This window comes from Variovorax sp. P1_H2 (assembly GCF_056405295.1).
Genome location: NZ_JBFUCJ010000017.1, coordinates 23,726 through 35,584 on the forward strand (window position 1 = coordinate 23,726; position 11,859 = coordinate 35,584).

Annotated in this window: 11 protein-coding genes; 9 read left to right on the top strand and 2 right to left on the bottom strand. The window is 67.5% G+C overall.

What is annotated here, in order from left to right:
- Positions 1-44: 44 nt before the first annotated feature.
- A complete protein-coding gene (locus AC1D2E_RS08680; RefSeq protein WP_478197017.1) occupies positions 45-1,211 on the bottom strand; it encodes a CaiB/BaiF CoA transferase family protein in 1,167 nt (388 codons plus the stop codon).
- Between AC1D2E_RS08680 and AC1D2E_RS08685 the strand changes: the two genes are divergently transcribed.
- Positions 1,092-2,246, top strand: a complete 1,155-nt coding sequence (locus tag AC1D2E_RS08685) for an SMP-30/gluconolactonase/LRE family protein (RefSeq protein ID WP_478197018.1) — start codon at positions 1,092-1,094, stop codon at positions 2,244-2,246. The two genes, AC1D2E_RS08680 and AC1D2E_RS08685, sit on opposite strands and share 120 nt — an antisense overlap.
- Before the next feature lie 12 nt (positions 2,247-2,258).
- Here the strand turns inward: AC1D2E_RS08685 and AC1D2E_RS08690 are convergent, their stop codons facing one another.
- Complete coding sequence (locus AC1D2E_RS08690) at positions 2,259-3,170, bottom strand: LysR family transcriptional regulator (RefSeq protein ID WP_478197019.1); 912 nt, start codon at positions 3,168-3,170, stop codon at positions 2,259-2,261.
- Between the two features lie 100 nt (positions 3,171-3,270).
- On the opposite strand from AC1D2E_RS08690, the gene AC1D2E_RS08695 reads away from it, so the two are divergent.
- The 8 genes from AC1D2E_RS08695 to AC1D2E_RS08730 all read left to right on the top strand — a co-directional run bounded on the left by AC1D2E_RS08695 (position 3,271) and on the right by AC1D2E_RS08730 (position 11,811).
- Positions 3,271-4,362: an LLM class flavin-dependent oxidoreductase gene (locus AC1D2E_RS08695; protein WP_478197020.1), complete on the top strand. Its 1,092-nt coding sequence runs from the start codon at positions 3,271-3,273 to the stop codon at positions 4,360-4,362.
- Positions 4,363-4,399: 37 nt separating this feature from the next.
- Positions 4,400-5,371 (top strand): flavin reductase, encoded by a 972-nt coding sequence (locus tag AC1D2E_RS08700; RefSeq protein ID WP_478197021.1) that lies wholly within the window; start codon positions 4,400-4,402, stop codon positions 5,369-5,371.
- A 79-nt stretch (positions 5,372-5,450) separates the two neighbouring features.
- Positions 5,451-6,638, top strand: a complete 1,188-nt coding sequence (locus AC1D2E_RS08705) for an acyl-CoA dehydrogenase family protein (protein WP_478197022.1) — start codon at positions 5,451-5,453, stop codon at positions 6,636-6,638.
- 7 nt (positions 6,639-6,645) lie between these two features.
- Positions 6,646-7,779 (top strand): acyl-CoA dehydrogenase family protein, encoded by a 1,134-nt coding sequence (locus AC1D2E_RS08710; RefSeq protein WP_478197023.1) that lies wholly within the window; start codon positions 6,646-6,648, stop codon positions 7,777-7,779.
- Positions 7,776-8,537 carry an enoyl-CoA hydratase/isomerase family protein gene (locus AC1D2E_RS08715; protein WP_478197024.1) on the top strand — a complete coding sequence of 254 codons (762 nt, stop codon included), beginning with the start codon at positions 7,776-7,778 and terminating at the stop codon, positions 8,535-8,537. Before AC1D2E_RS08710 ends, AC1D2E_RS08715 begins: the two co-directional genes overlap by 4 nt.
- Positions 8,538-8,540: 3 nt before the next feature.
- Positions 8,541-10,679 (top strand): acetate--CoA ligase family protein, encoded by a 2,139-nt coding sequence (locus tag AC1D2E_RS08720; RefSeq protein ID WP_478197025.1) that lies wholly within the window; start codon positions 8,541-8,543, stop codon positions 10,677-10,679.
- Positions 10,676-11,434, top strand: a complete 759-nt coding sequence (locus AC1D2E_RS08725; RefSeq protein ID WP_478197026.1) for an SDR family NAD(P)-dependent oxidoreductase — start codon at positions 10,676-10,678, stop codon at positions 11,432-11,434. Before AC1D2E_RS08720 ends, AC1D2E_RS08725 begins: the two co-directional genes overlap by 4 nt.
- On the top strand, positions 11,431-11,811 hold the full coding sequence (locus tag AC1D2E_RS08730) for a VOC family protein (protein ID WP_478197027.1): 381 nt from the start codon (positions 11,431-11,433) through the stop codon (positions 11,809-11,811). The genes AC1D2E_RS08725 and AC1D2E_RS08730 overlap by 4 nt, the downstream gene beginning before the upstream one ends.
- The last annotated feature ends 48 nt before the right edge of the window (positions 11,812-11,859 follow it).

Genomic DNA, 11,859 nt, shown 5'->3' on the forward strand with positions numbered 1-11,859 from the left:
CGGGTTTTCCCCTGCTGGAAGTGCTCCAGACCTCATCCTGCGGCTCAACCATCCGCAGCCTTCACGACAGAAGCCTCCAACAGCGCTGCGATCTCGTCGGGGCTGAATCCCGCCTCCCGCAGGACTTCTTCGGTGTGCGCGCCGTGGGCAGGCGCCGCCTGGGTCTGACGGCGCGGTGTATCGCACAGGTCGTAAGGCAGCCCGAAGCTGCGATAGCCCGGGCGGTCGCCGTTGGGCGCGGCATCGACGAGCATATTGCTGGCCTGGAAGTCCTCGCCGACCAGTGCGTCGCTGTAGCTGCGCACGACGCCCACGACGATGTTGTTGCCCGTGAGCAGGTCGACGCACTCGCGCGTGCCGTACTTTGAGAGCAGTTCGCTGACCGCCACCTTCATCGCGGGCCGGTTCTCGACCCGCAGCTCGTTGGTGAGGAAACGCGCGTCGGTCGCCAATTCGGGGCAGCCAATGGTTTCGCACAGGCGAACCCAGTGCGCCTGCACGTACGCGGAGACCACCACCATGCCATCGCGGGTGCGGAAGATGTCCGCCGCGGGGGCGTTCATCGGCTGACCGTCGCCGCTGCGGGTGGGCTCGACACCGCGCACCAGGTAGTCGCTCCAGTTGGGCGACTGCAGGTTGAGCGCCACTTCCAGCAGCGAGATGCGGATGGTTTCGCCGACGCCGGTGCGCTCGCGCCGGAACAGCGCAGCCAGGATGGCCTGGGCCGCCACCTGCACCGTCGCCGCGTCGATGATGGTGGCACCCACCTTCTGCGGCAGTCCCTGCGGCTCGCCGGTCACCGACATCAGGCCGCTTTCCGCCTGCGCCGCGATGTCGTACCCGGGCCGATCCCGCGAAGGACTTTCCGCGGGAAAGCCACTGATCGACGCGTAGACGAGTTCCGGATGCGCCGCGCGCAGCACGTCGGGCGCGAGGCCGAGCGCTTCGGCGGCGCCGGGTCGGAGATTCTGGACGACCACGTCGGCGCGCGAGATCAGTCGGCGCGCAATCTCCACGCCGCGCGGCTTGCGCAGGTCCAGGGCGATCGACTTCTTGCTGCGGTTATAGGCGCGCAGCATCGCGTGGCCGAAATGACCGGTGTGGCGCGCCATGTCGCCTTCCATCGACTCGATCTTGACGACTTCGGCGCCGAGGTCGCCGAGCGTCATCGCGGTGCCGGGGCCGGCGATGTAGTTTCCGAGTTCGATCACTCGGATGCCCTGGAGGGGCGGGGGAGGGACGTCTTGTGGGTTCATCGGCGCGACTCTAGGAGCCCGCGACGCCCGCGGGAAAGCGCAAGCCGCAAAGATGCTTTGCAGACGACGGCGCCGGCTGGGCAGCAGGGTCGCCACACTTCGGACCTCATGAGCGCAGTGAACATTCGAAGGATCGGGGACACCAAGGACCTGCTGGGCGAAAGCCCCTGCTGGGATGAACGCGCAGGCGTCGTCTGCTGGATCGACTCCCTGGCCGGAACGCTCCGGCGACTTCGGCTGGCGACCGGAGAGATCGAGATGCACGAGCTGCCCGCACCCATCGGCTCGATCGCGTTGTGCGCGAGCGGCGCGGTGATCGCGGCGCTGAAGAACAGCTTCGCCCGCTATGACTTCGCAACTCGCAGGCTCGAGACCCTGGCCCGCATCGACATGGATCATCCGGACGTGCGCCTCAACGACGGGAAATGCGACCCCTGGGGCAACTTCCTCGCCGGCACCATGCACATCAACCGTCAGCCGGGCGATGCGATTCTCGGCGGCGTTTACCGGCTGCGCCCTGACCACGCCGTGGAGCACGTCGCGAGCGGTTTTGGATTGACCAACGGGCCTTGCTTCAGCCTCGACGGGCGCACGCTCTATGTCGCGGACAGCACGGTGCGCACCATCTGGGCCTTCGACTATTCGCCGGAGGGACCACTCGCGAATCAACGCGCCTTCGTGCAGACCGAGGCCTTCGGCTCCGGCCCCGACGGGGCGACCGTGGATGCACAGGGCTTCGTCTGGACAGTGCTGACGCGCATCGGCAGGATGGGCCGATTCGCACCCGACGGAACGCTGGATCGAATGGTCGAGTTGCCGGCAACGCACCCGACCAGCCTGTGCTTCGGGGGCGCGCGCCTCGAATCCGCCTATGTGACCTCGATCTCCCGAAGCACGCATCTTGCGGGCGCTCTCCCGCAGGACGGCGGACTGTTCGAACTGCTCGGCCTGCCTGCTGCCGGGGTGGCGCCGCACCGCTTCGCGGACTGAGGCTCCAGCGCCTCAGGGCGCATCGCGTTCGCGCAGCGCCTCGGCCATGAAGTCGACAAACGCGCGCACCTTCAGCGGCAGGGTGCGGCTCTGGCGAAACACGGCGTAGATGCCGTTGGAAAAAGCGCGCACCGCGAACCTGTACTCGGGAAAGAGCCGCACGAGGGAGCCGTCCTGGATGGAGCTGCGCACCGTGGGCTCCGACAGCAGAGCGATCCCCATGCCGCCGATCGCCGCCAGCCGCAGGAGTTCGCCGTTGTTCGAGCTCAGCGCGCCCTGAATCGTCAGCACCTTCTGCTGTCCCTCTTCGTCGATGTACTTCCAGGTGGTGAGCTCGCGCTCGCGGCGGTAGGTGAGGCACCGGACCTGCGTCAAGTCATGCGGATGGCGGATGCGAGGATGCTTCTTGATGAAAGCCGGACTCGCGACCAGCACCTCGTCGCTGCTGAGAAGCCGCTTGATCACGAAGCTCGAATCGTTCGACTCGCCGGTGCGGATGTCGATGTCGAAATCCTGCTCCACCAGGTTCACGGGATGTTCCGAGAGTTCCAGTTCCAACTGGATGTCGGGATGGCGCTGGGCGAATTGCGGCAGCAGCGGCGCGATCACGCGCAGGCCGATCTGCGTGCGCGAGTGGATGCGAAGCCTCCCTTCGGGCAGCAGCTTCGAGCTGCGCGCGGCTTCCTCCGCTTCGGCCATGGCCTCCAGCACCACCTCCGCGTGTTCGAGGAAGGCCTGCCCCGCTTCGGTGACCTTGAGGTTGCGGCTGGTGCGGTCCACCAGTTGCACCCCCAGCTCTTCCTCCAGGGCGCTGATGCGCCGCGAGATGGTGGCGGGCGAAAGGCCGAGGCTGCGCCCCGCGGCCGAGAGGCTTCCTTTCCTGAGCGTGATCACGAAGATCCGCAGCGAATCGAGTGCCTTCATTTCATAAAACGCAAAGAAGCTGTGCGAAGCGTGGTGATCAAGAGATGCGTCCCGTTCCTAACATCGACGCCATACCACTTACTCAACAAGGAGCCCGGTGATGGATTTCGGAATCTTCATTCTGATGCAGCAACGAAACAAGCATAAGTCGTCCTATCAGATCCTGCGCGATGCCGTGGAGCAGACGCGCCTGGCGGACGAACTGGGCTTCGGTGCCGCCTGGTACGCGGAGCACCATTTCAGCAACTACGGCATGTGCTCGTCGCCGCTGACCATGATCGCGCACTGCGCCGCCGTCACCCGGAACATTCGTCTGGGCACCGGCATTGTCGTCGCACCGTTGTACACCCCGGCCCGCCTGATCGCCGACGTCGCCATGGTGGACCAGTTGTCCGACGGTCGCCTGAACCTGGGCATCGGGTCCGGCTACCAGCACTTCGAGTTCGAGCGCTTCGGCGTTTCGCTGGAGACCTCCAAGCAGCGCACTCTGGAGATGCTGGACATGCTGGAGCTGGGCCTGAAGGAGCCGAAGTTCGCCTACGACGGCCAGTTTTACCAGCAGCCGGAGAGCGCGATCAGCCAGCGCGCGGTGCAGCAGCCGATGCCGCCGTTGTGGGTGACCAGCGTCGACCCGACCTTCCTTGCCCGCGCCGTGCGTGGCGACCACCACGTGTTCGTCTCCGGCGGCGACGGCGGCGTCGAGAAGCTGCAGGCCACCCGCGCCCTGATCGACAAGGTGGCCCTGGGCGAAGGCAAGAACCCGGCCCAGGTGCAGGTCGGCGTGCTGCGCGCGGCCTACGCCAGCGAAAACAAGGCTGAAGTGGATCGCTACCTCGATTGCGCCCGCTACCAGCGCCGCGTGGCACTCAGCCTGAAGCGCCGCACTGCGCAGATCGGCGAGGACTACCAAGTGGCCGAGACCATGGTGGAAGGCGAGCCGACCCTGGACGAGATGCGTGCCCTGTTGCCGGTGGGCTCGGTGGACACGGTGATTGAGCGAGTGGTGCGCGAGATCCGCGCCATCAAGCCCGTGCACTACTGCTTCCAGACGCAGATGGGTGACTTCGACCACCCCACAATGCTGAAGCACCTGGAGCTGTGGGCCAAGGTCATCATGCCCGCGGTGCAGCGCGAGATCGCCAACGATCCGCCTCACGTGGCCGAGCCGGCCCTGGCGCTCGCCGCCGCCTGAGCCGGGCGGATCCCGCGACCCACCCGAAGGAAAAACCATGAACGAAGTAGCTTCCCCCGCCGGCGAACTGGCGGCGATGCGCGGCGCTTCCATCGAGCCCACGCTGTTCCGGCAACTGCTTGGCTGCTTCCCGACGGGGGTGGCCGTCATCACGACCCGCGGCGCCGATGGGCGGCCCGCAGGCCTGACCTGCAATTCGTTCAGCTCGGTATCGCYGGAGCCGCCGCTGGTGCTGTTCAGCCTGCGCAAGGCCAGCAGCCTGGCGGGCACTTTCTCGGACGCGGATGGCTTCGCGATCAACATCCTTTCGCAGCGCCAGGATGCGCTGTCGGGTCGTTTTGCTTCGAGCAAGATCGCCGACAAGTTCGAGGGCGTGGACTGGCACGCGGGCCCACAGGGCATGCCGGTCATCGAGGACTGCCTGGCCAGCTTCGAGTGCAGCGTCCACGCGCGCCACGACGCCGGCGACCACTACATCTTCATCGGCGAGGTGAAGCATATGGGCGGGGGCGACGCCGACCACGCGCTGGTGTTCTACAAGGGCGCCTACATGATGCTGGCGGAGTCGCTTCGCTCGCTGGTGGTCCAGGGGCGTCTCGACTCGCCCGATCTCGATGAAGCCTATCGCACGCTGTACGGCACCCTGCTGCGGCTGGCCTGCGATCGGGCCAGCGAGGCCGAGCTGGATGCCGTCGAGGCGGCTGTCGACGACATCGAACGACACCGTGACACGGACTCGCTGGCGCAGCGCATCGAGTCGGCCAGTCGCTTCTTCTGCGCGATTGCGGCGGCAGGACACAACGAGGCCCTCACGCTCATGGCGCAGACGATGACCACCGTGCTGCGCGAACGCATGACGCACGTCATCCCGGTGCGGCCGCGGCCCGACCTGTTTCCGCTGCGGCGCAAGGTCGTGGTCTGCCTGCGGCGGCGTGACGCAGACGGTGCCGTGGCCGCCCTGGACGAGCTGATCACCAAACTGCGCAAAGGCGGCGACGCGCGGCCATGACGCATCGGGCCTCGCCCTGCGAGCCCACCCACGAATCCATCGCGCAGCACTGCGCATCGAAACCAGGACAGGAGACACCATGTCGAACAACGACACCGCCGGCGGTGAGGCGGATGCCTACGCCGCCTTCCGCCGCGAGCTGGAAGACTTTGCCCGCAGCGCATGCCCCCCGGAGATCCGCGCCGTCGTCGCCTCCGGCCAGAAGGTCACGAAGCGCGAGTACATGGGATGGCAGAAGATCCTCGCCGCCAAGGGCTGGGGTGCGCCCGGCTGGCCGATCGAGCACGGCGGCACGGGTTGGGACATCAAGCAGCGGCTGATCTTCGAGGAAGTGATGGCCGAGGCGGATTGCCCGCCGCTGTACCACCACGGCCTGGGTCACATCGGCCCGGTCATCATCCGTTTCGGCACGCCGGAGCAGAAGGCCCGCTTCCTGCCGCGCATCCTCGATTGCTCGGACTGGTGGTGCCAGGGCTATTCCGAGCCGGGCTCGGGGTCCGACCTCGCCTCGCTCAGCACCAGCGCGCGGCTGGACGGCGACGACTACGTGATCAACGGCCAGAAGATCTGGACCTCGCACGCGCACGAGGCCAACATGATCTACATGCTGGTGCGCACCTCGCGCGAGGCGAGGAAGCAGGACGGCATCTCGCTGATCCTGGTGCCCATGGACACGCCGGGCATCACGGTGCGTCCGATCCGCACCATCGACGGCTGGCACCACCTGAACGAAGTGTTCTTCGACGAGGTGCGCGTCCCTGCCGCCAACCTGATCGGCGAGCCCGGCAAGGGCTGGACCTGCGCCAAGTTCCTGCTGGAGCGCGAGCGCCTTCCGCCGGCCAATGTGGCCCGGCTGGAGCTGGTGCGAAGGCAGGTCACGCGCGTGGTCGAAGAGGCAGCGCTGGCAGCGGCGGGGCGCAGGGACTTCAGTGGCCTGCGCTACCGGCTGCTGCTGGCCGAAGCCGACGTGAAGGGCGCCCGCGTGCTGCTCGCCAATGCGACGGACGACCTGAAGCACCAGCGGCCGCTCGGCGTTCAGCCTTCGGTGATCAAGCTGATGTGCAGCGACGTCGCCCAACGTCTCACGTCCATTGCGCTCGATGCGGTGGGGCCCGATGCGGCGCATCGCTTCCTCGTCGACCAGGGGGAGGGCGAGCCCGGCGCCACCTGGGTACAGAACTACCTGTTCACCCGCGCCAGGACCATCGCGGGGGGCACATCCGAAGTGCAGCGCAACGTCGTTGCCAACGAACTGCTGGGAGTCTGAGATGTCCATGTCATTCACACCCTTGTTTCCCGGCATGCTGCTCGATGCGGCGAGCCGGTTCGCGCAGGACCACGCCGCGATGCAGGATTTCGCGGGCGCCGACGCCATCGGCGAGATGGGCTGGGCCTGCACGGTCGTGCCGGAAGCGTCTGGCGGCGTCGGCGGCACGCTGGCCGACCTTGCCTCCATCGTCACCGGGCTCGCCACGCACGGCGTCCACCTGCCCGTGGTGGAAGCCTGCGCCGTCGCGCCGCTCCTGCTGCAGGCTGCGGCGCCCGACACCGCCGCGCCATGGCTGCAAGCCGTGTGCGAGGGCAGCGCGAAGGTCGCGCCCATGACTTCCCTGTCCGCCTCGCTCGACGAAGTCGCCGTGCAGGCGAAGCAACTGGACATCGGCTACGAACTCACTGGCGAGGTAAAGGGCGTCGATGTGTCGCTGGCGGCCACGCACTGGCTGGTGCCTGCGGCGCTCCAGGGAAGCGACCCATTGACGTTGTTCCTGGTGGATGCCGAGCGCATCCCCGCACCGGCGGCCACCTACCGCACGATGGAAGGGCGATGCAGTGCCGACTTCAGGCTGGACGGCTTGACGGTGCCTGCCGGTGCCTGCATCGCTCGCGGCATCGCGGCGCGCGATGCGCTCGTGCAAGCCGACAACGCCGCGCTGCTGCTCACGGCGGCGGACACGGTCGCCGCGCTGGCGACCCTGATCGAGCAGACCGTGAAACACCTGCAGGAACGGCGCCAGTTCGGCGTGGCACTGGCGTCCTTCCAGGTGCTCAGGCACCGAACGGCCGACATGTATGTGCGTTACCTCTGCGCCAAGGGCCTGGTCCTGCACGCGTTTCAGGAATTCGAAAGCGGCGCCGCGAGCCTGCGCCGCACCCTGCGCCTGATGAAGATCGCGCTGGCCGAGACCGCGCGAATCTGCGCCGAAGGCGCGATCCAGATGCACGGCGGCATGGGCGTGAGCGAGGAAGTACTGGCCACCCGCATGGCACAGCGCCTGCTCGCTTCCGAATTCCGCTATGGCGACCGCATGACGCACACATCGCGCCTGCTCGCACCGCAAGACCCCGAGGCCACGGCGGTCGAGCCGGCGGCACGCGGCCAATCCAACCTTTCCAGGAGTTCACGATGAGCGTCAGCCTTGAAGTTTCCGAATACGTCGCCGTGGTGCGGCTGGACAAGCCGCCGGTCAACGCACTCGACCGCGCGACGCGGCGCCGCCTCATCGAGGTCTTCGACGAGATCTCCGAACGCGAAGATATCCGCGTCGCCATCCTCACCGGCACCGGCAAGTTCTTCTGTTCCGGTGCCGACCTGAAGGATCGGCCGAACCAGGACAAGGCCGGCGACTTCCTCGAGCACAACCGAATGACGCGCGAGACCGGCAACGCGATCCGCGAATGTGCGAAGCCGGTCATCGCGGCCGTCAACGGCCCGGCGCTCGGCGCAGGCATGGGGCTGATGGCCGCCTGCGACATCTTCCTGGCATCCGCGGACGCGAGCTTCGCGATGCCCGAGATCAACGTGGGACTGGCCGGGGGCGTGTCGATGTTGAGGACGATGTTCGGCCGTTCCTTCACGCGCCGCATGTTCTTCACCGGCATGCGCGTGCCTGCCGCCGAGTTGTACCGCAGGGGCGTGCTCGACGAAGTGCTGCCGCCCGACGAGCTGATGTCCGCCGCCATGCAGATCGCGCAGGAGATCGCGTCGAAGAGCCCGGTGGCGATCGGCTACGCGAAGAATGCGGCCAACATGATGGACCTCATGCCGCAGCGCGACGGCTATCGCTTCGAGCAGAACATCACCATGGCGCTGGCCAAGACCGACGACGCGAAGGAAGCGCGCCAGGCCTTCCTCGAAAAGCGCCAGCCCGTCTACAAGGGGCGCTGAACCATGGAAGACGTGGTGAAAGTGGTGGAAGTCGGCAGGGGCCTGGACGCACTGTTCCAGCCGCGCTCGATCGCGATCTTCGGTGCCTCGGACGACGTGACCAAGATCGGCGGCCGGCCGCTGCAGTTCCTGCAGAAATACGGCTATCGCGGCGCGATCTATCCGATCAACCGCAAGGGCGGCAGGGTGCAGTCGCTCCAGGCCTATGCGAACCTGGCGGATCTGCCGCAGACCCCCGACCTGGCGGTCATGGCCGTTCCGCCCGAAAGCGTGTTGGAGGCGATCAAGGACTGCGCCGCCCGCGGTGTGCGCGCGGCGGTGATCCTCTCCTCGGGCTTCTCGGAGATGGGCGAGGAGGGCAGCCGCCTGCAGGCAGAGATCGGCAAGGTGGCGAGGGCATCGGGCATGCGCGTCGTGGGGCCCAATTGCCTCGGCTCCATCGGCGTCGCGGACAGGAGCATTGCCACTTTCTCGGTGGCGCTGGAGTCTGCATTCCCCACGGCGGGCCATGTCGGCATCGTGTCGCAGAGCGGCAACCTCGGCAGCTACACGATGCGGCTCGCCGTCGAGCGGGGCGTCGGCATCAGCCGCCTGCTCACCACAGGCAATGAATGCGACGTGGACATCGCGGACGGCATCGCCTCGCTGGCCAGCGACCCGGCCACTTCGGTGATCCTGTGCTGCATGGAAACGTGCCGCGACGCGGGCAAGCTGGTGCGGGCCATGGCGATGGCGTACGAAGCGGGCAAGCCCATCGTCGTGCTCAAGGTCGGCGTGTCTTCGGCGGGCAGCGAAGCGGCCGCATCGCACACCGGCGCACTGGCTGGGTCGGACGCCGTGTTCGACGTCGTGCTGCGCAATGCCGGCGCCATTCGGGTGCCGAGCATCGAGCAACTGCTGGACGTCGGTCATGCGATCTCCGTGGTCGGACCGGACCGCGCGCCGAAGGGCAATCGCGCCGCGCTGGTCACGGCCTCGGGCGGCTTCGGCGTGCTGATGGCCGATGCAGCCAGCGCCCAGGGCCTGGACCTGCCGAAGCTCTCCGCACGCACGCAGGAGCGGATTCTCTCGGCACTGCCGTATGCATCGCCCGCCAATCCGGTCGACATGACGGCCCAGGTGTCGAGCCGACCGGAGTTGCTGGTGCAGGTGCTGTCCGCGGTGGCGGAAGATGCCTCGTGCGATGCAGTGATCCTGCAGTCGGCCTATGCCTTCCAGATGCCGAGGCTGCGCGACGTCTACCTCGCCGCGCTGGAACAAGTGCGCAAGGCGCATCCGTCGCGGCTCGTCCTGCTGTGCTGCAAGGCGCCGCGCGACACGATGGCGCAACTGAACCAGATGGGCTTCCCGACGGTGGAAACCATCGACGCGGCTTGCGCCACGCTGGCGGCATTGGTGCGGCTCGGCACGCAGGGCGTGCGGGCAAGGGTGCAAGCAGGTCGGCCTTCTTCGCAAGCGCTGTCGCGCGATATCTTCGCCAACGAGGCGAGTGCCAAGGCTGCGCTCGCCCAGGCCGGTGTTCCCGTTCTGAAGGAAGTCACGGCGGGGAGCCGGGACGAGGCGCTGGCCGCAGCGCGCGAGATCGGTTTTCCGGTGGTGCTGAAGATCGTCTCGCCCGACATCGCGCACAAGACCGAGGTGGGCGGCGTCGTGCTCGGCGTGGGTTCGCAGGCGCAGTTGCGCGACGAATACGACAGCCTGCTGGCGCGCGTCGCGCTGAAGGCGCCGCGAGCCCGGATCACCGGCGTGTTGGTGGCGCAGATGGCGCAAGGCGGCACCGAGCTGATCCTCGGCACCAAGAAGGACCCGGTCTTCGGGCCGGTCGTGATGGTCGGCCTGGGCGGGATATTCGCCGAGGTGTTGCGCGACGTCGCCTTGCAAATGGCGCCCGTGACCGAGCAGCAGGCAACGCAGATGCTGCGCTCGCTCAAGGCCTTTCCCCTGCTCGACGGCGCACGGGGCCGGCCGCGCGCGGACGTGGCTGCCGCGGCATGCGCCGTCGCAGCGCTTTCGCAGTTCGCCGCGCGGCATGCGGACGCCATCGCCGAGATCGACATCAACCCATTGGTGGTGCTGGACCAGGGGCAGGGCGCCTTTGCGCTCGATGCACTGCTGGTGCCCGAAACGAAAGGCAAGCCATGAACCCCTCCCTCGAAGGCCGCGCCGCCTTCATCAGCGGCGCCGGCCACGGCATCGGCCGCGCCACCGCGCTCGCCATGGCGAAGCTGGGCGCCACGGTCGGCGTCAACGACCTCAAGCAGGAGTTCGTGCAAGACACGGTCGCGGAAATCCGCAGACTGGGCGGCAAGGCCATCGCGCTGCCGCAGGACGTCTCCACGCGCGAAGGCATGCGCGAGGCCGTGCTGCGCTTCACGCAGGACGCGGGGCGGCTGGACGTGATGGTCAATAACGCGGCCTGGGTACGCTACCAGCCACTGGCGGAGATCACGCCCGAGGTGATGGACCGGATGGTCGATATCGGCTTCAAGTCGGTGATTTGGGGTATCCAGGCCGCCGCCGAGGCGATGGACCCTGAGCGCGGCGGCTCCATCGTCAACGTGGCGTCCATCGCGGCCTTCAAGTCCCCGGCGCGGTCCGTGGTCTATAGCGGCCTGAAAGCCGGCGTGCTCGGGATCACCCGCGCCGCGGCGGCCGACCTGGGCGCGCGCGGCATCCGCGTCAATGCCGTGGCGCCCGGCGCGGTCCCCACCGAAGGCACGGCGAAGCACCGCAACGCGGAACTCGATGCGAAGCGCATCGCGCGCACGCCGCTCGGCCGGCTCGGCACGGTGGAGGACATCGCCGACGCGATCTGCTTCCTGGCCGGCGATGGTTCACGGTTCATCAACGCGGATGTGCTTCGCCTCGACGGCGGCGCATCGGAGACCTCGCTGTGAGCCGTTCGGATACATCCCCCAAACGCCTGCAGAACGTCTACGTGGTCGCGCAGCGGCCGGCCGAACTGCATTCCTTCTACGCGTCGGCGCTGGGGCTGCAACTCAAGTTCCGCGACAAGGATCGCTGGATCCAGTACGGCGTGGGCCATACCAGTGTGGCCCTGGCGTGCAAGGAGGAAGCGGCACCGGCAACGTCCGGGCTCGTGATGGTGTTCGAGGTGGACGACTTCTCCGGGGCGAAGGAACGCATCGTCGGCGCGGGCGGCCAGGTGCTCGGCATCCGAGACATGGGGTCGCATGGGGCGGTCCTGTCGCTGCGCGATCCCGAAGGAAACGTCGTGCAGTTGTTCAAGCGCGCCGTGGCGCCTGCGCAATGAGTTCGACGGCTCAGTGGCAGGCTTTGCTCGATCGCGAGGCCATTCGCG

Coding starts and splice junctions, on each gene's coding strand:
- AC1D2E_RS08685 (WP_478197018.1), top strand. CDS start 1,092: ATGACCGGTGTGGCGCGCCATGTCGCCTTCCATCGACTCGATCTTGAC.
- AC1D2E_RS08690 (WP_478197019.1), bottom strand. CDS start 3,170: ATGAAGGCACTCGATTCGCTGCGGATCTTCGTGATCACGCTCAGGAAA.
- AC1D2E_RS08695 (WP_478197020.1), top strand. CDS start 3,271: ATGGATTTCGGAATCTTCATTCTGATGCAGCAACGAAACAAGCATAAG.
- AC1D2E_RS08705 (WP_478197022.1), top strand. CDS start 5,451: ATGTCGAACAACGACACCGCCGGCGGTGAGGCGGATGCCTACGCCGCC.
- AC1D2E_RS08710 (WP_478197023.1), top strand. CDS start 6,646: ATGTCATTCACACCCTTGTTTCCCGGCATGCTGCTCGATGCGGCGAGC.
- AC1D2E_RS08715 (WP_478197024.1), top strand. CDS start 7,776: ATGAGCGTCAGCCTTGAAGTTTCCGAATACGTCGCCGTGGTGCGGCTG.
- AC1D2E_RS08720 (WP_478197025.1), top strand. CDS start 8,541: ATGGAAGACGTGGTGAAAGTGGTGGAAGTCGGCAGGGGCCTGGACGCA.
- AC1D2E_RS08725 (WP_478197026.1), top strand. CDS start 10,676: ATGAACCCCTCCCTCGAAGGCCGCGCCGCCTTCATCAGCGGCGCCGGC.